Genomic DNA, 17483 nt, shown 5'->3' with positions numbered 1-17483 from the left:
CAGGGAGCGGCGGGGTTTTGCTTGTCCGGGCGGCCCGGCTTTGCTTGTCCCGGGCGGCCCGCACTTCCCGGATGGTGGGAGCTTGACCCAGCTTGTGGACTTCTCCCGAACCCCTGTGGCATGATGCGACCATGACCAGCTTCGCGATCATTATCGACGAGCGCGCCGGACGATAGCTCCACAAGAGCCCCCGGCGCGCAACCTCTCGCACCCATGCGGGAGGTTTTTTTGTTGCCACGAAACGATTGGGAGAAGACCGTGACCCGCCAGGAGCCCGCCGATACGCCGCTCGGCGATGCCTTCCACCTCTACGACACGACCCTGCGCGACGGTGCGCAGCGGGAGGGCATCTCCTACTCCGTCCAGGACAAGCTCGCCGTCGCGCGGCTGCTGGACGAGCTCGGCGTCGGGTTCATCGAAGGCGGCTGGCCCGGGGCTCTTCCCAAGGACACGGAGTTCTTCGCCCGCGCCGCGAAAGGCGAACTGAAGCTCGACCACGCCGCCCTCGTCGCCTTCGGGGCCACGCGCAAGGCCGGCACCACCGCGGACGCCGATCCGCAGGTCCGGGCCCTGCTCGCCAGCGAAGCCCCCGTCGTCACGCTCGTCGCGAAGTCCGATCTCCGCCACATCGAACGCGCCCTCCGCGTCGACGTCGACGAAGCGTGTGCCATGGTCAGGGACACCGTCGAATTCCTCGTCAAGGAAGGCCGGCGCGTTTTCCTCGACGCCGAGCACTTCTTCGACGGCTACGCGTTTTCCCCCGAGACCTCGCTCAAGGTCCTCGACGCCGCCGCCCACGCGGGTGCCGACGTGCTCGTGCTGTGCGACACCAACGGCGGCCAGCTCCCGCTGGGCCTCGCCGAGACCGTGCGGGCCATCAAGGAAAAAACCGGATTCCGCCTCGGGATCCACTGTCAGGACGACACTTCCTGCGCCGTGGCGAACTCCGTCGCCGCGGTGCAGGCCGGCGTGACGCACGTCCAGTGCACCGCCAACGGTTACGGGGAACGGGCCGGCAACGCCGACCTCTTCGCCGTGACAGGGAACCTCGTGACCAAGCTCGGCATGGACGTCCTCCCGACCGGAGGAGCGGCCGAGCTGACCCGGGTCTCCCATGCCCTTGCCGAAATCGCCAACCTCGCCCCCTACACCCACCAGGCATACGTAGGGGCGTCGGCCTTCGCCCACAAGGCGGGACTGCACGCGAGCGCGATCAAGGTGGATCCGTTGCTGTACAACCACATCGATCCGTCTTCCGTCGGCAACGACATGCGGGTACTGGTCACGGAGATGGCCGGCAGGGCCAGCCTCGAGCTCAAGGGACGTGAGCTCGGGGTCGACCTTGCCGGCCGGCCCGAAGCGCTGACGAGCGCCATCACCAAGGTCAAGCGCCTCGAATCCGAAGGCTGGTCCTTCGAAGCCGCCGACGCCTCCCTCGAGCTCCTGCTGCGCCAGGAGGCCGACGTGCCCGCCGAGGCGCCGTTCGAGCTCGAGTCCTACCGCGTGGTCCTCGACCACCGCGCCGACGCCGAGGTCGTGTCCGAAGCCACGGTCAAGGTGCACGTCGGCGGGCAGCGCGTCATCGCCACCGCCGAGGGCATCGGCCCGGTGCACGCCCTCGACGCCGCGCTCCGGAAAGCGCTGAGCCCGCACCTGTCCTGGTTGGACAGTGTGGAGCTCGCCGACTACAAGGTCCGCATCCTCCAGGGGCACCCGGGCACCGACGCGGTGACGCGCGTGCTGGTCGAGAGCACCGACGGCGAACGCGAGTGGACCACCGTCGGCGTGCACGGCAACATCGTCGAGGCCAGCTGGCTCGCCCTCTGCGACGCGCTCGTCCACAAGAGCACCACCGTGGCCCCGGTCACGGAAACAACGGACGTAGACTGACGCCGTGCGCCTAGCCCGTATTGCTCATCCCGGTGGTGTCGCGTTCGCTTCGGTCGAAGGGGACGGTGACGACGCCCAGGTCCTGGAAATCGCCGAGCACCCGTTCGGCAACCCCAACTTCACCGGCAAACGCTGGCCGCTGGCCGACGTCCGGCTGCTCGCGCCGATCCTGCCGTCCAAGGTGATCGCCGTCGGCCGCAACTACGCCAAGCACGCCGCCGAGTTCGGCAACGAGGTGCCCAGCGCCCCGATGCTGTTCCTCAAGCCGTCCACCACGGTCGTCGGCCCGAACGCCCCGATCCGGCGTCCGTCGGGCGTCGGCCGGGTCGACTTCGAGGGCGAGCTGGCCATCGTCATCGGCCAGCCGGTGAAGAACGTGCCCGCCGCGCGCGCCGCGAGCGCGATCCTCGGCTACACGATCGCCAACGACGTCAGCGCGCGCGACCTGCAGAAGTCCGACGGCCAGTGGGGCCGCGCCAAGGGCTTCGACACGTTCTGCCCGCTCGGCCCGTGGATCGAGACGTCGCTCGACGCGTCCGACCTCTCGCTCAAGGCCGAGGTCGACGGCGAGCTGAAGCAGGACGGCCGCACGTCGGACCTCGTCCACAAGATCCCCGAGCTGGTCGAGTTCGTCTCCGGCGTGATGACGCTGCTGCCCGGCGACGTCATCCTCACCGGCACCCCCGAGGGCGTCGGCCCGATCGAGGGCGGCCAGAGCGTCTCGATCACCATCGAAGGCATCGGCACCCTGACCAACCCCGTCGAGAACGTCTAGCCTCGCGAGACCGGCTCCATCGGCCGCCGGGCGAACGCCGGAGCGTGCTCCGGCCGCAGCCCGAGGCCGAGGAGCCGGGCCGGGAAGTACGACAGCCGCGGGAAGCGCGCGAACGCCTTGATCATCGGCAGCGGCGGGCCGTTGCGCTTGCCGCTCATCACGCCGCGCACGACGGTCCGGTGCATCAGGCGCTGCAGCCCCTGCACCAGCAGCGTCGGCGCCAGCCGCCGCGAGCGCACCTTCGCCAGCTCGGCCTGCGTGGGCCGGCCCCGGCGCAGCGGCTCGGCCAGCAGCGTCGCCGCCGCGACCGCGTCCTGCACCGCCAGGTTGATGCCGACGCCGCCGATCGGCGACATCGCGTGCGCCGCGTCGCCGATGCACAGCAGCCCCTCGACGTGCCACTTGCGCAGCAGGTTGAGCCGCACGTCGAGGAACTTGACGTCGTCCATCGTCTCGAGCTCGTGCACGCGGTCGTGGAACTCGGGGCAGATCTGCGTGACGTTCTCGCGGAACGCCTCGATGCCGTGGGCGCGCAGGTCTTCGCCCTTCGGCGCGAGGTAGGCGACCTGGTAGAAGTCCGGCCGGGGGAGCGGCACCGCGAACCGGCGGTCCCGCATCTTCGGCAGCAGCATGCCGCCTTCCTCGCCCTCGCCGCGCGAGAGCCGGAACCACCAGACGTCGAACGGGCAGTCGTACTCGCGCGGCACCAGGCCGGCTTCACGACGCGCGAGCGACCAGCGCCCGTCGGCCGCGATCACCAGGTCAGCGCGGATTTCGCCGGTCTCGCCCGACACGGTGCGGTAGGTGACGCCGGCGACCCGGCCGTGCTCGCGGACCAGGCCCGTGCACTCGGTCTCCATCCGCTGGACGAACGTCGGCTCCTTGCGGGCGCTTTCGGCGAGCAGGTCGAGGAAGTCCCACTGCGGCACCATCGCGATGTACGGGTGGGGGACCTTCAGCCGGGTGAAGTCGGCCAGCTTCATCAGCTCGCCGTCCTCCTGCGGGAACCCCGCCGAGCGCAGCTCGCTGTGCGGCAGCGCGTGGAACCTCTCGCCGAGACCCAGCTCGTCGAGCAGCGTGAGCGTCGACGGGTGGACCGTGTCCCCGCGGAAGTCGCGCAGGAAGTCCGCGTGCTTCTCCAGCACCGTCACCTCGACACCGGCCCGCGCCAGCAGGAGTCCCGTGACCATTCCGGCGGGCCCGCCACCGATGACGACGCAGCCCGTGCGCTCGGTCATCTCCACCATCTCCCCATCTATTCATCGCTTGTTGAATAAACCGAGGATGCACCCGGCCGGTCCCCGGCGTCAAGCGATGTGGCGACGGATACGCTGATCGGGCTATGAGTGAGACATCGGTGGTTCGCGCGCGCTTCTGTCCTTCGCCGACCGGCACCCCGCACGTCGGGCTGATCCGCACGGCGCTGTTCAACTGGGCCTTCGCCCGGCACAACCGGGGTCAACTGGTGTTCCGGATCGAAGACACCGACGCCGCGCGCGACTCGCAGGAGTCCTACGAGCAGCTCCTCGACGGGCTGCGCTGGCTCGGCATCGACTGGGACGAGGGCCCGGAGGCCGGCGGCGAGTACGGGCCGTACCGCCAGAGCGAGCGGCGCGCGATCTACGCCGACGTCGCCGCGAAGCTCCTCGAGGCGGGGGAACTGTACGAGGCGTTCTCGACCAACGAGGAGGTCGAGGCGCGGCGCAAGGCGGCCGGCCTGGACCCGAAGCTGGGCTACGACAACTTCGACCGCGACCTGACCGACGAGCAGATCGCCGCGTACCGCGCCGAGGGGCGCGCGCCGGTGCTGCGCCTGCGCATGCCGGACACCGACCTCGGCTGGACGGACCTGGTGCGCGGGGACATCACCTTCCCGGCGAACACGATCCCGGACCCGGTGCTGGTGCGCGCCAACGGCGAGCCGCTCTACACGCTGACCAACCCCGTCGACGACGCGCTGATGAAGATCACGCACGTGCTGCGCGGCGAGGACCTGCTGCCGTCGACGCCTCGCCAGCTGGCGCTCTACGCGGCGCTCGAGCGCGTCGGCGTCGCGGAGTTCACGCCGCGGTTCGGCCACCTGCCGTACGTCATGGGCGAGGGCAACAAGAAACTGTCCAAACGCGACCCTTCGTCGAATCTCTTCAACTACCGCGACCGCGGTTTCATCCGCGAGGGCCTGCTCAACTACCTGGCCCTGCTCGGCTGGTCGATCGCCGACGACCGCGACGTCTTCAGCGTCGAAGAGATGATCGCCGCCTTCGACGTCACCAAGGTCAGCGCCAACCCGGCGCGCTTCGACCTCAAGAAGGCCGAAGCGATCAACGGCACCCACGTGCGCGCACTGCCGGCGGCCGAGTTCGTTTCCCGCGTCACGCCGTACCTCGTCACCGCGGGTGTCCTTCCGGAATCGCCGAGCGAGCAGCAGCTGGCCCGGCTGGACGCGATCGCGCCGCTGGTGCAGGAACGCGTCACGGTGCTTTCGGACGCGGCGCCCATGGTGCGTTTCCTGTTCACCGACGAGGACGCTTTCGCGCCGGAAGAAGACGCTGCGGCGAAGAACCTCGGCGAGGCCGCGCGGCCGGTGCTCACCGCGGCGGTCGACGCACTCGAAGCGCTGCCGTCGTGGGAGACCGAGGCCATCGAGCAGGCGCTCAAAGACGCCCTTGTGGACGGTCTGGGTCTCAAGCCCCGCAAGGCTTTCGCGCCGGTTCGCGTCGCCGTGACCGGCCGGACGGTTTCGCCCCCGCTGTACGAATCGATGGAACTGCTCGGCCGCGACGTCTCACTGGGACGTCTTCGCCGTGCGTTGGTCGGATAACCGATAGAAGACGGTTCGCCAACTGGGAGTAGAAGCGGTGCGCCGGAACAGGGGATCGGCAATCACCTCTTTGGCAGCGTCGCGAACGCGGCGGTTGCCCTAGCCTCACTGGGTGGATTTCCCTGTGGCACCCCGGACCCCGTCGCGAACCGCCCGCACCGAGGCGGCGCCCGAGCCCTGGGCGCCGCCTCGGCTGCGTCTGGTGTGCTTGGACATCGACGACACGCTGATCGACTGCACGGCCGCGATCCGCCGCAGCCTCCACATCCTGACCGGCCGGGGCGACCTGTGGCCGTTGTGGGACTTGATCACCGAAGAGCACGTGGCGCTCGTCGTCGCCGGCGAAATCGACTACGCGACAATGCACCAGCGGCGGACCGACTGCTTCCTCGCCGAGATCGGCATCCTCGCCGACGCCGAGCAGGTGAGTTCGTTCGAGCGGCGCCGAAGAGAGCTGCTGGACCACTCGTGGCAGCTGTTCGCCGACGTCCTCGACTGCCTGGAGTGGCTGCGCGCGGCCGGCCTGATGCTGGCCGCCGTGACGAACGCCTCAGGGGGCCACCAGCGCAAGAAGATCGCCGACCTGGGGCTGGCGCCGTTCTTCGACCACGTCGCCATCGCCGGCGAGCTGGGCGTGGCGAAACCCGATCCGGTGATGTTCCACACGGTCTGCCTCGGCCTGGACTGCGCACCGGCCCAGGCGGTCCACGTCGGGGACAAACTGGACACCGACGCGATCGGCGCCCGCGACGCGGGTCTCGGAGCGATCTGGCTCGACCGCGACGGCATCGGCGAGCGGGTCCCGGAGGGCGTCCACCGCGTCGCGGGGCTGGCCGAGCTGCCTGAGCTGCTGGTTTCGGAGTACGCGACGATCGGTGTCCCCGCCCAGCGCGTGAGTGGGACCCCCGCTTTCACGGTGCGGAACGGCGTGCTCTAGTATTTCTCCTCGTGCGGTGCTGAACCGGCCAAGCCGGAACGGTACCTCACTGGGGTATGGTGTAATTGGCAGCACGACTGGTTCTGGTCCAGTTAGTCTAGGTTCGAGTCCTGGTACCCCAGCTGCGGAGAGTGACCCCCCTGCGGAGCGAGAAATCGCCTCTGGTAAGTTCTCTCCAGCAAGAAAAACAGAAAAGCCCCTGGGAGACCAGGGAAAGATCCTAAGCCCCCGTCGTCTAGCGGCCTAGGACGCCGGCCTCTCACGCCGGTAGCGTGGGTTCGAATCCCATCGGGGGTACCTCCGGAAGCCCGTCTGACTCAGGTCAGGCGGGCTTTTCGGTGTTCCGCGAGTCATCGCGTCGGAGATCCTTTCCGCAGTTCGCGCGGTCTTGGGCAGGGCCGCAAGGCTTGTCGAGTGGGGATGCCGCAATCCTGCAAGTGACCGGCTGACTGGTCAGGAACCGCTGTGTTTCTTGCCCTTACCTTGCCCTTTGTCCTTCACTTTGTCTTTGGCGGGCTCGTTCGGCACACCGGCGGAGCGCACGGTGCCGGAGGTCGCCGCGTCCGGTTGGTTCGCGGCCGCGAACGGCGGTGAGCCCGTTCCGTCGCCGTGCGGTGCGGCGGCCATGGTGGTCGAGGCCGGCGGCCTCACGGACGCCGAGGTCGCGGGCGTGGGGCCGGGTGAGAGCGCCTGTCCGGCGGCGGGCTCCCGGCCGGGGTCCGGGATCGGGGCATCCGGGCCGGTGATCAGCACCGCGGCCGTGACCGCGGCGGCGGCCGTGAGCCCGACGGCCGCGAACAGGGGGAATCGACGTTGCCTCGAAGCTGCGTTCGTGACCGCCGCGGTGGCCGGCTGCCGCAGCAGCCGCAGGACCTCACCGGCGGTCGGGCGCTGCCGCGGCTCGCGGGCGGTCATCCGCTCGAGGGTGCGGGCCAGCGAAGCGGGCAAGCCGTCGGGAACGCGGGGTACGCGGTTGAGCCGGGCGACGGCCGACTCGGCCAGCGTGCCGGGGTACGCCCGCTCGCCGGTCAGGCACTCCAGCAGGATCAACCCGAGGGCGTAGACGTCGGCTGGCGGGCCGGCTTGCTCACCGGTGACCTGCTCGGGCGCCAGGTAGGCGGCGGTGCCGGTGACCAGGCCGGTGCCGGTGACGTGCGTGGCGTCCAGCTCGTGCGCGATGCCGAAGTCGGTGATCAGCGGACCGTCCGCGCCGAGCAGGACGTTGGCGGGCTTGAGGTCGCGGTGCACGACACGGCGGGCGTGGACGTGGTCCAGCGCCTCGGCCAGTCCGGTCGCGAGGTCGTGCACCCGCTCGGCCGGCAGCGGCCCGGCCAGCAGGTGGTGGGCGAGGTTCTCCCCGTCGACGAGCTGCATCACCAGGTAGGGCCGGTCGCCGTCGGTGCCGCTGTCGAACAGCGCCACGACACCGGGGTGGTCGATGCTGGCCTGGATGGTCCGCTCCCGCACCCGCCGCAGCTGCTCGACGGGCACCGCGCCGCGTTCGTAGACCTTGATCGCGACGTCACGGCCCAGACGCCGGTCGAAGGCCCGGTAGACCCGCGCCGTGGCGCCGCTGCCGAGCAGACCGGCCACCTCGTAGCGCCCGGCGACCACGTCCGGGTCGTCTCGCCGCCACGGCGTCGCGTCGGCCACGTCCAGCGCGACGCGGGGTGAGGTCAGCCCGCCGTCGCTGCTCGGCTCACCGGGCATCGGCCACCCCGGCTCTTCCGAGGGAAAGCCGAAAGGCGCAGCGGAAGCGGCGCGGCGGGTCGATCGTCGGTGGGAGCAACTGTTGACCGCGCATCGGGAACGACCTCCGCAGGCAGTGCACGAACACCGGCCACGCGAAGCGCGGCCCAGGACTACGGCTGCTGGGCTGAACCGTGCGATGCGCGCTCACCCTACGTGCCGCGCCGGTGGTCTTTCGCCTGTTGTGCGGATCCCGACAGATCTGTTTGGCCGCACGCCGACTGGGCATCCTTGTTCGTATCGGCTGAAGGACGGCCTCGCCCCGCTGATCGCCGGCGGGAGCCGCGAGTCGGTCAGCGGTCGACGTTCCAGCTGGCGTTCGCCCGGCTGAGGAAGGAAGTCCGGCTGCCCGCGCCCAGCGCGGCGGCACGGGTCGGGTAGCAGTCCAGCACCGCCGCGAACCCCGTTGCCCGCAGGACGTTCTCGACCGTGTGGCTGCCGCCGGTCACGACCCGCAGCCGGGTGGCTCCGGCCGCGTCGTGGGTGAGCCGGATCGAGCGCGCTCCGGCGACCGCCATGAACGACAGCCCGGACAGGTCCAGGACGAGTACTTCGCGTTCTTCGGCCAGGACGCGCACCACGGCGCTGGACAGCTTGGGCGTCGTTCCGGCGTCCAGTTCCCCCGACAGCGCCAGGGCCACGATTCCCGTGCTCGTCTCCAGGCGCACGATCTCGAGGCGCTCCGGTTCGAACGACATGCCCACCGCGCCACCTCCCCGCAACCGCGGATGAGTACCCCATCGGGTGATGCGCGAAACGGTTCGTCACGGAACCGCCGTCCGGTCAAGCAGGTGGCCGGCGGCGACCGTGCCCGGCCGACCGTGGCAGGGCGCCGAGCCACTCCACCGCGCCGATCAGCTCCCGGTGCAAGGGGAGTACCTGCGTGAGCTGCAGGACCCGCACCGGGCGGGTCACGGCGCTGTGGCCGGCGACGATCGCGACGGGGACGCCGAGCAGACGGGCTTCGCCGGTGAAGTTCAGCAGCGCCCGCAACCCGGCGGCCGCGCAGAACGTGACACCGGACAGATCGACGAGGATCGCTCTGCACCCCGGGTGGAGCGTTTTACCGAGGCATTCTTCGAATGGCGCTGTCGTGGCGGCGTCCAGTTCTCCGGCCACGGTCACCATCGCGTGTTCGGCGGCTGTCGCGGTAACGCTCACCACGAGCCGTTTCGACGCGGTGACGTGGTTGCCACTGATGTCCATCAAGGGTCTCCTGGCGCCGGAGACGAGGCGAACCAGCGTCGTCGCGCAGCTCTGGCTTCGCCTCGCAAAGTTGCGAATTCGATGCAGCGGCTTTCGGTTTCGGCCGCAGTTCTCGACGTTATCGACTGGGCCGCGGACGGCACAAACTGTGCTGCTTCAATCAGCTCATCGAGCTATGCGGCGCGGTTTTCCGGTGGCATTCGGTGAGCCACGGAGAATCGCACCCGCGATCGCGTCAGCCCGGGGGCCGCGACGATCCGGAGGACCACCCCGCCGCACGAAACCGACGACCCCGGCTACCCGGGCGCAGCCTGTTGCGTGGCGGACGTATCGGGTGCCGAGCCCGGCAGTGATCCCGTGGACCACGGAGGAGACCCGCCGCGCCGGCTCAACCGGCCGTCAGCACGTCGGCGCCGGGCAGGCCGCCGGGGACGCGCATCGTCGCCCAGACGACCTTGCCGCCGCTCCACGATCGGGAGCAGCCCCACACACGGGAAAACTGGGCGACGAGCTTGAGCCCGAGGCCGGGGTCGGTCAGCGCCAGCTGCTCGTGCAGCACGGCCGGTCGCGGGTCGTCGTCGGCGACGGCGATCGTGCAGATGCCGCGCCGCAGGTCGACGCGGATCTCGGGGCGGGAGCCGGTGTGCTGCAGCGTGTTTTCCACCAGCTCGGTGACGATCATGCGCGCGTCGTCGAGGAGCTCGGTCGTGCCCCACGCCCGGCACACCTCGGTGACGAACTCCCGCGCGAGGGCGGAGGTCGTGTCGGTCCGGGGGAGCGCGCGGACCGCCCGGCGGCGGACGGGCGCGCTGAACCCGCGTTCGGCTTCGGCGAGGCCGGGGTGCACCGGCGCGTAGCGGGCGACCGGTGCTCGCCGGAGCAGCAGCTCGTGGCTCGGTCGGCGGGTGACGAGGGCGAACGGTATGCCGGGCCAGTCGCCCAGCCGCATGGCGACGAGCGCGAAGACGCTGAGCCCGGCGTCGTCGGCGACGGTGAGACCGGTGATGTCGGCGATCAAGCCGTCCGGCGCTTCGGTGGCGGCCTTGAGCAAGCCGTCGCGCACGCTGCGATGGGTGCTCACGTCGAGGGTGCCGTCGAGCGTGAGGACCGCCGAACGGGTCCGATGGGCCAGTTCCATGAGAATTTCGGCCATGCCCTCGCCTTCATCCGACGAAAAGAACGGGTAGCCGATTTTCGCGGAGTCTATGCATCCTTTCCGGCGTTTGCCCGGCCAGGCGGCCGGGAAACCGCGCGAGGGTGGCAGCCAGGAGGGACGGCGACCAGGCGGCGTGGTCGATCAAGCCGGTGCGGGACGCCGGCGTGCTGGTCATCGCGGTGGCCGGGGAGGTCGACGCCGGTGCGCACCCGGCCTTTTCGGAACAGCTGTTCCGGCTCACGGCCGGTGTGCTCGAGCCGGTCGTCGACCTCAGCGGTGTGCGGGTGCTCGGGGCGACGGGGCTTCGCGGCCTGCTCGTGCTCGCGGAGACGCTCGCCGCGACCGGTGGCCGCCTGCGCGTGGTGACCGGCGTCGGCGTCGTGCGCCGGGCGCTGCAGGCGACGGGGGCGGCGGACGTCCTCGAAACCTACGAAAGCTTGAGCGTCGCCCTCGGTGCCAAGTCCACCGGTGCTGCCGCGGATGACCACCGGGACGCGCTGATCGAGCGGCTCCGCGAGGAAATCCGCGTGTTGCGGGCGAAGCTGGCTCACCGCCCGCGGATCGCCCGCGCGCTCGGCGTGGTGCAGGAGCGGTACCGGCTGCCCGACGAGGAGGCGGCGTTCCGGCTGCTGCGGTGGGCCTCGCAGCGGCACAACGTGAAGGTCCAGCAGCTGGCCCAGCTGCTCGTCGACCTGCCGCGCCCCGGCGAAGGCGAGTGGCCGCCCGCTGGGCCGCGACCGAGAGGGCAGTCCGGCGTCCCGTGGCCGGTGCGGACCCCGGCCGAGCTGGCGCGGTGCTTGCTCGACGTCGCCCTCGAAGACACCGGGGCCCGGGCCGGGTTCGTCCAGTTCGCCGACGGGGACCGGCTCCGGCTGGCCGCGCACCGCGGGCTCAGCGGGGAGGTGTCCTGCCTGGACCTCGACGGGACGTCGAGCGCGCTCGCGTCGACCCGCTTCCTCGCGGTGATGAGCGGTGACGTCGGCGCCGATCCCTTGTTCGCCGGGACGGCGACACTCGACCTCCTGACCGGCTCGGGGGTGCGCGCCGCGCTGAGCCTGCCCTTGCCGGCGCCGGGCGAGCGGTGCGCCGGCGTGCTGACGGTGCTCCACGAGCGGCCCGGTCACCAGCCCGGCGGGCCGGGTCGCGAACGGCTGGACGGGCTCGTTCGCGGCGCCGGCTCGTGGCTGCACCGGTACCACCAGGACCGGGTCCTGGCCGCGCTGGCCGAGTTGCACCGGCAGGCCACCAGAAGCGGCCGCGCCGACCTACGGCTGCCCGACTGACCGGCGCGGCCGGAAGTCGCGTTCGCTTTCGATCTCCCCGTCGGCGCCGTGCAGCACGTGGCTCACGCGGCGCTTCTTCGCGGCCTGCCGCCCGGCCACGACGGCGTCGGCCCGGCGCGGAGAGGTGTTGGAGGCGCGGACACCGCCCTCGACGCGGTTCTTCCACTGGCCGTCTTCGTAGTAGGTGTGCACGTCGCCTTCGGCCACGATCATCCTTCCCGGACCCTCAGGAGCCGTGCCGTCGGGCGGGCACGGCTCGACCGCCGGGCCGGCGGGACCCAGCGGGCCGGGCGTCCGGATAGCTGAAGACGCACCTTCGTCATTCAGGTGTCCCCCGCGTGGCGGCGTGCCAAACACGCGGGCGGCGCCGGGAGGGGCGAGGCCGGGAGCCGAGGCGCGGACCCTGGTGGGTGCGGTACCGGATCTCGTCGATGGCCGGGTGGCGCCGACGTCCGGCTCGGCCTGCTCTCGCGGGACCAGCGTGGCTAAATGTCGCCGAGCAGCCTCGCCGCCTTGATGCCGAGGTGCAGGACCAGGCGGCGTTCCCCGTCGTCCAGGTCGAAGCCGGTCAGCTCTTCGATGCGGCGCAGCCGGTGGTAGATCGTCGCCCGGTGCACGCCGAGCCGCTCGGCGACCGCGCGGGAGTCACCCGCGCGGTCGAGAAACGTCTCCGCCGTCACGAGGAGCGCGGGGTCGGCGTCCACGAGCGCGGTGATCGCCTGCGCCACTCCCACGTCGCGGAGCTGCTCGCGCGGCTGAGCGGCCAGCAACGCGTAGATCCCCAGCGCGTCGTGGCGGGCGACCGGCCGGAACCGGGGGATGACATCGGCGACCCGGATCGCGTCGAGCGCCTGCTGGTACGACGTCGCGGCGTCGGCCAACCGCGCTGCCGGACGGCCCAGTCCGGCGACCACGGCCCGCCAGCGCTCAGGACGTCCCAGCCGCCGCGTCGCCGACGAGCACAGCTCGTCCGCGAGCCGGGGGACACGTTCCAGCGCGCGTTGCGTCACGACGAGCAGGCCGTGGCCGGGCCGGATCAGGACCATGCTTTCGCGGACCGGCACCGCGCCGGCTGCCGAGCGCAGCGCCGCTCCGAGCGCCAGGCGGTCACCCGCGTCGACCTCCTGGCCGGCCACCGGCAGCGGCGCGACGACGATGGCGACGACGCCGCCGCGCGCCGCGAAGAGGTCCGATTCGACAAGCCCGTCGGCCGCGAGGGCGCGAGCCACGTGATCGTCCGACAGCAGATCCCGGAGGAACTCCCCGACGCGGGCGTCGTGCAGCTCGCCCAGTGCCCGCTCGCGGAACAGCACCTCCGCGGCTTCACCGGCCGCGACCCCGGCGAGGGCGAGCCCGGCGTCGTCCACCGGCTCGTCGGCGTCGATCAGCCACAGGTAGCCGAACTGCACGCCCTGCAACCGGATCGGGATCGCGACCCGCGGCAGCAGGCCGAGCTCCGCGGCGGCGGGGAGGCGGACCGGCCCGTCGGCGCGGGGCAGCCGGAACCGCCGCAGCCAGGCAACCCCCTCCGGCGGAGCCTCGCGGTCCAGGATGACCCGCGCGCGCATGTCGTCGATCGGACCGGCCTGGGCGCTGTAGGCGAGGAGCCTGAAGTGGACGTCGTCGATCGCGACCGCCCGGCCCAGCTGCCGGGCCAGGGTGTCCACCACCCGCTGCAGGTCCTCGCTCACGCCCGCGAATGTAACTTCAGGGCGTGTCGCCCAGCCACGCGACGACGTCGAGCTCGACGCGAAAGGGCGTAACCAGCCGGGCGCCGATCGTCGTCCGGGCGGGCCGCCGGTCGGGGAACTCTTCGGTCCAGACCTCGTTGTAGGCGGTCCAGTCGTCGAGGTCGGCCAGGTACGCGGTGATCTTGAGGATCCGGTCCGGCCGCGCGCCCGCGTCGGCCAGCACCCGCCGGACGTTCGCGAAGGCCGCACGGGCTTCGTCCTGGAACGTCCCGATCACCGGCCGCCAGTTCTCGTCCACGCCGACCTGGCCCGACAGCAGCACGAGGTTGCCCTGCCGCCGGAACGCCGGCGCCGGCGGCGGGGTGACGCTCATGAAAGCCTCCTCGCGGGCTGTAAGGGGAGTAGCTCGGTAACAGCGGTGCCGCTCACGATCTGGCCGGCCAGCAGCTTTCCGGTGATCGGTCCGAGCGTCATGCCCCACATGCCGTGGCCACCGGCGACGTGGACGCCGGGGACCTTCGTCGCGCCGATCACCGGGAGGCCGTCGGGGGTGAGCGGCCGGGACCCGACCCAGGGTTCGCGGACGTCGTCCCAGCCGGCGTCGATCAGGGGGCGGAGCGAGCGCAGGAGGGAGTCGAGCCGGCGGCCGTCGAAAGGCGCGTCCTGGTCGGCGACCTCCATCACGCCCGTGACGCGTACCCGATCTCCGTACGGCGTGAGCGTCACGCGGGCCCCGGGCAGATAGGCCGGACCCGGAAGCGGTTCGGCGAGCCGGATGCTGCAGGAGTACCCACGGCCGGCCTGCACCGGTATCCGAACCCCCAGTCGGCGCGCCAGCTCCGGCAGCCACGCGCCCGTCGCGAGCACGACGGCGGCGGCCCGGTGCGGCCGCCCCGCCCAGGTGTCGACCTGCAGCCCACCCGGCCCGAACCCGATCGACCGCGCGTGGGCGCCCTCGACGATCTCGCCCCCTCGCTCCCGCACCGATCCGGCGAGCGCGTCGAGGAACGCGCCCGGTGCGAGGAACCGCTGCCCTTCCAGGTGCAGGACCCGCGTGATCCGGTCGGAGAACGGGACTTCGCGGCCGGCCGAGATCCGGTAGGGCGCGCCGGTGACGGCGAGTTCGTGTTCGAGCCCCGCGGTGTCCTGGCCGGCGGTGAACCCGATCCGGACGGTCCGCTCGTGGACCTCCGCCGCGACCCCGCCCTTCACCAGTTCGTCGAAAGCGTCGTGGCACTCGGCCGCCAGCGGCGCGAGCGCCGCCATCCCGCGCCGCCACCGGGACGCGGTCGCGTGCCGGGCGAACCCGGCCAGGAACGCCGCGGGCGGTCGCCCGCGCACCGAGACCGGCGAACCCGGGGCGAGCAGGCTACGCAGGCCCTCCCGCAGCAGGGCCGGCTCCGCCAGCGGCGCCACCATGCCGGGCACGAGGTAGCCGGCGTTGCCCCACGACGCTCCCGCCGCCACTCCCGACCGATCCAGGACGGTGACCTCCGCGCCGTGCTCCTGCAGGAACCACGCACACGAAAGGCCGACGACGCCGGCGCCCACGACCACGACGCGGGTCATCGCCACACCTTCTCCGCCACGCGCAGGAAGTTCCCGCCCAAGATCCCTTCGACGGCCTCCGGCGGGTAACCGCGGTCCCGCAGGGCCTCGGTGATGGCGGGCAGCCGTTCCGGCTCGATGAACTCCAGCCGATCCCGCTGCGCATAGCTCGCGGGGAACAGCTCGGGGTTCGCGGCCAGCTCGTCGCCGACCTGGTCGAAGCAGTAGTCCAACCCGAGACCCACGTGCTCCCAGCCGGTCACTTCCACGGCGTGGTCGATGTGGCGGACGAGCGCTTCGGTGCTCGCGTCGTTGTCGCCCAGGAACATCCCGACGCCGTTGATCCCGACGACGCCACCGGTCGCCGCACACGCGCGCATCTGGTCGTCCCGGATGTTGCGCGGGTCGTCGTGCACCGCCCGCGCCGCCGTGTGGGACACCACCACCGGCGCCGTCGACGCCGCGAAGACGTCCATCGACGTCCGGTACGAGCAGTGCGCGGTGTCGACCACCATCCCCACCCGGTTCATCTCCGCCACCACGTCCCGGCCGAACTCCGTCAAGCCGCCGTCGGTTTCGTCGTGGCAGCCCGAGCCGGCGGCGTTGCGCTGGTTGTAGGTCGGCAACATCGTGCGCACACCCAGGTCGTAGTAGGTCTGCACCAGGGCGGTCCGCCCGCCCAGCGGGTTGGTGTCTTCCAGGTCGAACGCGACGGCCAGCCGCCCGGTGGCTTCGGCCGCGCGCACGTCTTCGGTCGTGCGGACCAGGACGTACCGCTCGGGACGGTCGAGCAGCTGGTCCCGGAACCCGGACAGCACGCGGATCGTGTCCGCGATGCCGTGGGGCGCGTAGCCGACGTTCACCGACACGAACGACGCCCCCGCCTCGGCGTAGCGCCAAAGCATTTCGACGTCGGTGTCCGGGTCGAGCGGAAGGCAGCAGTGCTGCTCCCACACCAGCATCAGGGGTGTCCGTTCACGCAGGAGGGGCACCCCGGCAGGCGCGCGCCGTGGTGGAGGGCTTTCCGGTAGCGGGCCTCTTCGTCGAGGGCAGGCGGGAGGTCCGCGGTCAGCAGCGGCCGCTCCGGCAGCGCGTCCCGGTCCACGACGGCGCCGTCCTTGATGACGGCGTGGATGCTCTGGTAGTTCTTGGCGCCCCGCAACGGATCCGCGTCGAGGACGACGAGGTCGGCGATCTTGCCGGCTTCCAGGGTCCCGAGGTCGGCGTCGACCTGGTAAGCCCGGGCGATGTTGCGGGTGGCCGCGTGCAGCAACGCCATCGGCGACATGCCTTTCTCCTCCATGGCGCGAAGCCAGACGAAATGGCCCGTCGCCAGGCGGTTCAGGCCCTCGTCTTCGGGCAGGCCGTTCCAGGTGCCCTTGATCATCGGCTCGTCCATGACTTCCGGGGCGAAGATGCCGCCGTCGTTGGCGAGCAGGATCGACGCTCCCGACTCGACGAGGTTGCGGGCGTTGACGTCCGAGGCCTTCCAGATAGTCCATTCGGGATCCGAAATGGACTCCTTGAGGATCTTGAACCCGTTGTCGGTCAACGGGAAGACGACGGCACCGCAGTTCTTCTCGGCGAAGAGCTCGAGCGTCTCGCGCGGGATTCCGGTGGGTCCGGTGGTGTTGGCGTGCTGTACGAGGTCGCACCCCGCCTCGATCGCCATCCGCAGGCCCTCGACGCTCGAGGTGTGGGCTTGTGCGGTCAACCCCGCGCGATGGGCTTCCTCGACGATGACGCGCTGCGTGCGCTCCGAGAACGCGATGAAGGCCCCGGCCGAGGCCCCGCCGTGCTCGTTCGACGCGTACTTGACGAAGTCGACCCCGCGCTCGATGTACGCGCGGACCTCCTTGCCGACCTCCTCGGGCGTCAGCCACATCAGGTGCCGCCCGACGTTCTCGACCCACGTCGCGTTCACCCGGTCGACGAAGTGGGAGCTGCCGACGCCGGGGATCCGCTTGTCGAAGTCGTCGGAGAACGGGCCGTCGAACCCGATGATGTTGCCGGCGCAGCGGATCCGGCTGCCGGGCGTCTCGCCCCGGTCGATCCGGTCGCGGGCCGCCATCAGCGCGCGTCGTGGCCCCCAGGTGTCGAAGACCGTCGTCAGCCCGTTCTTCAGCGCGACCTGCGCGGCCTCGACGATCAGGTCCTGGTAGCGCCCGTCGTACCGGACGAGCGTCTCGAACATGACGTTGACGAGGAGGTGCACGTTGGCGTTCATCAGGCCGGGGATGACGAACTTCCCGCTGAAGTCGACGGTCTCGGTGTCATCCGGGACGGCCAGCCGGTCCGGGCGGTCGATCGCCGTGATGCGGCCGTTTTCGATCAGGATCGCGCGACCGTCGATGCCTTTGTCGGCGACGCCGTCGATGACGGTCGCGCCGGTCAGCAGGAGTGACATCGTCGTCTTCCTTCCGTTCT

At 71.2% G+C, this 17483-nt stretch carries 16 protein-coding genes and 2 tRNA genes; 7 read left to right on the top strand and 11 right to left on the bottom strand.

Annotated elements, in window-relative coordinates:
* Positions 1 to 258 precede the first annotated feature (258 nt).
* Positions 259 to 1890 carry a citramalate synthase gene (gene cimA, locus ACERZO_RS43395; RefSeq protein WP_372671817.1) on the top strand — a complete coding sequence of 544 codons (1632 nt, stop codon included), beginning with the start codon at positions 259 to 261 and terminating at the stop codon, positions 1888 to 1890.
* A 4-nt stretch (positions 1891 to 1894) separates the two neighbouring features.
* Complete coding sequence (locus ACERZO_RS43390) at positions 1895 to 2665, top strand: fumarylacetoacetate hydrolase family protein (protein ID WP_372671816.1); 771 nt, start codon at positions 1895 to 1897, stop codon at positions 2663 to 2665.
* Here the strand turns inward: ACERZO_RS43390 and ACERZO_RS43385 are convergent.
* The gene (locus tag ACERZO_RS43385) at positions 2662 to 3912 is read right to left on the bottom strand and encodes an FAD-dependent oxidoreductase (RefSeq protein ID WP_372671815.1); all 1251 of its coding nucleotides are present in this window, start codon (positions 3910 to 3912) and stop codon (positions 2662 to 2664) included. The two genes, ACERZO_RS43390 and ACERZO_RS43385, sit on opposite strands and share 4 nt — an antisense overlap.
* Positions 3913 to 4007: 95 nt before the next feature.
* Between ACERZO_RS43385 and gltX the strand changes: the two genes are divergently transcribed.
* From gltX to ACERZO_RS43365, 4 genes are all read left to right on the top strand, one after another.
* Positions 4008 to 5486, top strand: a complete 1479-nt coding sequence (gene gltX / locus ACERZO_RS43380) for a glutamate--tRNA ligase (protein ID WP_372671814.1) — start codon at positions 4008 to 4010, stop codon at positions 5484 to 5486.
* Between the two features lie 202 nt (positions 5487 to 5688).
* Positions 5689 to 6423 (top strand): HAD family hydrolase, encoded by a 735-nt coding sequence (locus ACERZO_RS43375; protein WP_372671967.1) that lies wholly within the window; start codon positions 5689 to 5691, stop codon positions 6421 to 6423.
* Positions 6424 to 6473: 50 nt separating this feature from the next.
* A tRNA-Gln gene (locus ACERZO_RS43370) sits at positions 6474 to 6545 on the top strand.
* 102 nt (positions 6546 to 6647) lie between these two features.
* Positions 6648 to 6720: transfer RNA gene (locus ACERZO_RS43365), tRNA-Glu, on the top strand.
* 156 nt (positions 6721 to 6876) lie between these two features.
* Here the strand turns inward: ACERZO_RS43365 and ACERZO_RS43360 are convergent.
* From ACERZO_RS43360 to ACERZO_RS43345, 4 genes are all read right to left on the bottom strand, one after another.
* The gene (locus tag ACERZO_RS43360) at positions 6877 to 8133 is read right to left on the bottom strand and encodes a serine/threonine-protein kinase (protein WP_372671813.1); all 1257 of its coding nucleotides are present in this window, start codon (positions 8131 to 8133) and stop codon (positions 6877 to 6879) included.
* A 332-nt stretch (positions 8134 to 8465) separates the two neighbouring features.
* Positions 8466 to 8870: an STAS domain-containing protein gene (locus ACERZO_RS43355; protein ID WP_372671812.1), complete on the bottom strand. Its 405-nt coding sequence runs from the start codon at positions 8868 to 8870 to the stop codon at positions 8466 to 8468.
* An 85-nt stretch (positions 8871 to 8955) separates the two neighbouring features.
* Complete coding sequence (locus ACERZO_RS43350) at positions 8956 to 9378, bottom strand: STAS domain-containing protein (protein WP_372671811.1); 423 nt, start codon at positions 9376 to 9378, stop codon at positions 8956 to 8958.
* A gap of 388 nt (positions 9379 to 9766) precedes the next feature.
* On the bottom strand, positions 9767 to 10531 hold the full coding sequence (locus ACERZO_RS43345; protein ID WP_372671810.1) for an ATP-binding protein: 765 nt from the start codon (positions 10529 to 10531) through the stop codon (positions 9767 to 9769).
* Between the two features lie 104 nt (positions 10532 to 10635).
* Here ACERZO_RS43345 and ACERZO_RS43340 point away from each other — a divergent pair, with 104 nt between their 5' ends.
* The gene (locus ACERZO_RS43340) at positions 10636 to 11817 is read left to right on the top strand and encodes an ANTAR domain-containing protein (RefSeq protein WP_372671809.1); all 1182 of its coding nucleotides are present in this window, start codon (positions 10636 to 10638) and stop codon (positions 11815 to 11817) included.
* On the opposite strand, the gene ACERZO_RS43335 is transcribed toward ACERZO_RS43340, so the two are convergent.
* The 6 genes from ACERZO_RS43335 to ACERZO_RS43310 form a co-directional block, all read right to left on the bottom strand.
* Positions 11800 to 12024 (bottom strand): DUF2188 domain-containing protein, encoded by a 225-nt coding sequence (locus tag ACERZO_RS43335; RefSeq protein ID WP_372671808.1) that lies wholly within the window; start codon positions 12022 to 12024, stop codon positions 11800 to 11802. The genes ACERZO_RS43340 and ACERZO_RS43335 overlap by 18 nt on opposite strands.
* 278 nt (positions 12025 to 12302) lie before the next feature.
* Positions 12303 to 13508 (bottom strand): PucR family transcriptional regulator, encoded by a 1206-nt coding sequence (locus tag ACERZO_RS43330; RefSeq protein ID WP_372671807.1) that lies wholly within the window; start codon positions 13506 to 13508, stop codon positions 12303 to 12305.
* A gap of 16 nt (positions 13509 to 13524) precedes the next feature.
* Entirely contained in the window at positions 13525 to 13881 is a 357-nt protein-coding gene (locus ACERZO_RS43325; RefSeq protein ID WP_372671806.1) for a RidA family protein, read from the bottom strand.
* Entirely contained in the window at positions 13878 to 15077 is a 1200-nt protein-coding gene (locus tag ACERZO_RS43320; RefSeq protein WP_372671805.1) for an NAD(P)/FAD-dependent oxidoreductase, read from the bottom strand. Before ACERZO_RS43320 ends, ACERZO_RS43325 begins: the two co-directional genes overlap by 4 nt.
* The gene (locus ACERZO_RS43315; protein ID WP_372671804.1) at positions 15074 to 16018 is read right to left on the bottom strand and encodes a dipeptidase; all 945 of its coding nucleotides are present in this window, start codon (positions 16016 to 16018) and stop codon (positions 15074 to 15076) included. Before ACERZO_RS43315 ends, ACERZO_RS43320 begins: the two co-directional genes overlap by 4 nt.
* Positions 16018 to 17463: an amidohydrolase family protein gene (locus ACERZO_RS43310; protein ID WP_372671803.1), complete on the bottom strand. Its 1446-nt coding sequence runs from the start codon at positions 17461 to 17463 to the stop codon at positions 16018 to 16020. Before ACERZO_RS43310 ends, ACERZO_RS43315 begins: the two co-directional genes overlap by 1 nt.
* Between the last annotated feature and the right edge of the window lie 20 nt (positions 17464 to 17483).

The organism is Amycolatopsis kentuckyensis, assembly GCF_041679295.1.
GTDB classification, from domain to species: Bacteria; Actinomycetota; Actinomycetes; order Mycobacteriales; family Pseudonocardiaceae; genus Amycolatopsis; species Amycolatopsis kentuckyensis_A.
This window is presented reverse-complemented; position numbering and strand designations above follow the sequence as displayed.

Bases quoted from the DNA above. Each gene is read 5' to 3' on its own strand.
- ACERZO_RS43385 (WP_372671815.1), bottom strand. From the start codon at position 3,912: ATGGTGGAGATGACCGAGCGCACGGGCTGCGTCGTCATCGGTGGCGGG.
- gltX (WP_372671814.1), top strand. From the start codon at position 4,008: ATGAGTGAGACATCGGTGGTTCGCGCGCGCTTCTGTCCTTCGCCGACC.
- ACERZO_RS43360 (WP_372671813.1), bottom strand. From the start codon at position 8,133: ATGCCCGGTGAGCCGAGCAGCGACGGCGGGCTGACCTCACCCCGCGTC.
- ACERZO_RS43355 (WP_372671812.1), bottom strand. From the start codon at position 8,870: ATGTCGTTCGAACCGGAGCGCCTCGAGATCGTGCGCCTGGAGACGAGC.
- ACERZO_RS43350 (WP_372671811.1), bottom strand. From the start codon at position 9,378: ATGGACATCAGTGGCAACCACGTCACCGCGTCGAAACGGCTCGTGGTG.
- ACERZO_RS43345 (WP_372671810.1), bottom strand. From the start codon at position 10,531: ATGGCCGAAATTCTCATGGAACTGGCCCATCGGACCCGTTCGGCGGTC.
- ACERZO_RS43325 (WP_372671806.1), bottom strand. From the start codon at position 13,881: ATGAGCGTCACCCCGCCGCCGGCGCCGGCGTTCCGGCGGCAGGGCAAC.
- ACERZO_RS43320 (WP_372671805.1), bottom strand. From the start codon at position 15,077: ATGACCCGCGTCGTGGTCGTGGGCGCCGGCGTCGTCGGCCTTTCGTGT.
- ACERZO_RS43315 (WP_372671804.1), bottom strand. From the start codon at position 16,018: ATGCTGGTGTGGGAGCAGCACTGCTGCCTTCCGCTCGACCCGGACACC.
- ACERZO_RS43310 (WP_372671803.1), bottom strand. From the start codon at position 17,463: ATGTCACTCCTGCTGACCGGCGCGACCGTCATCGACGGCGTCGCCGAC.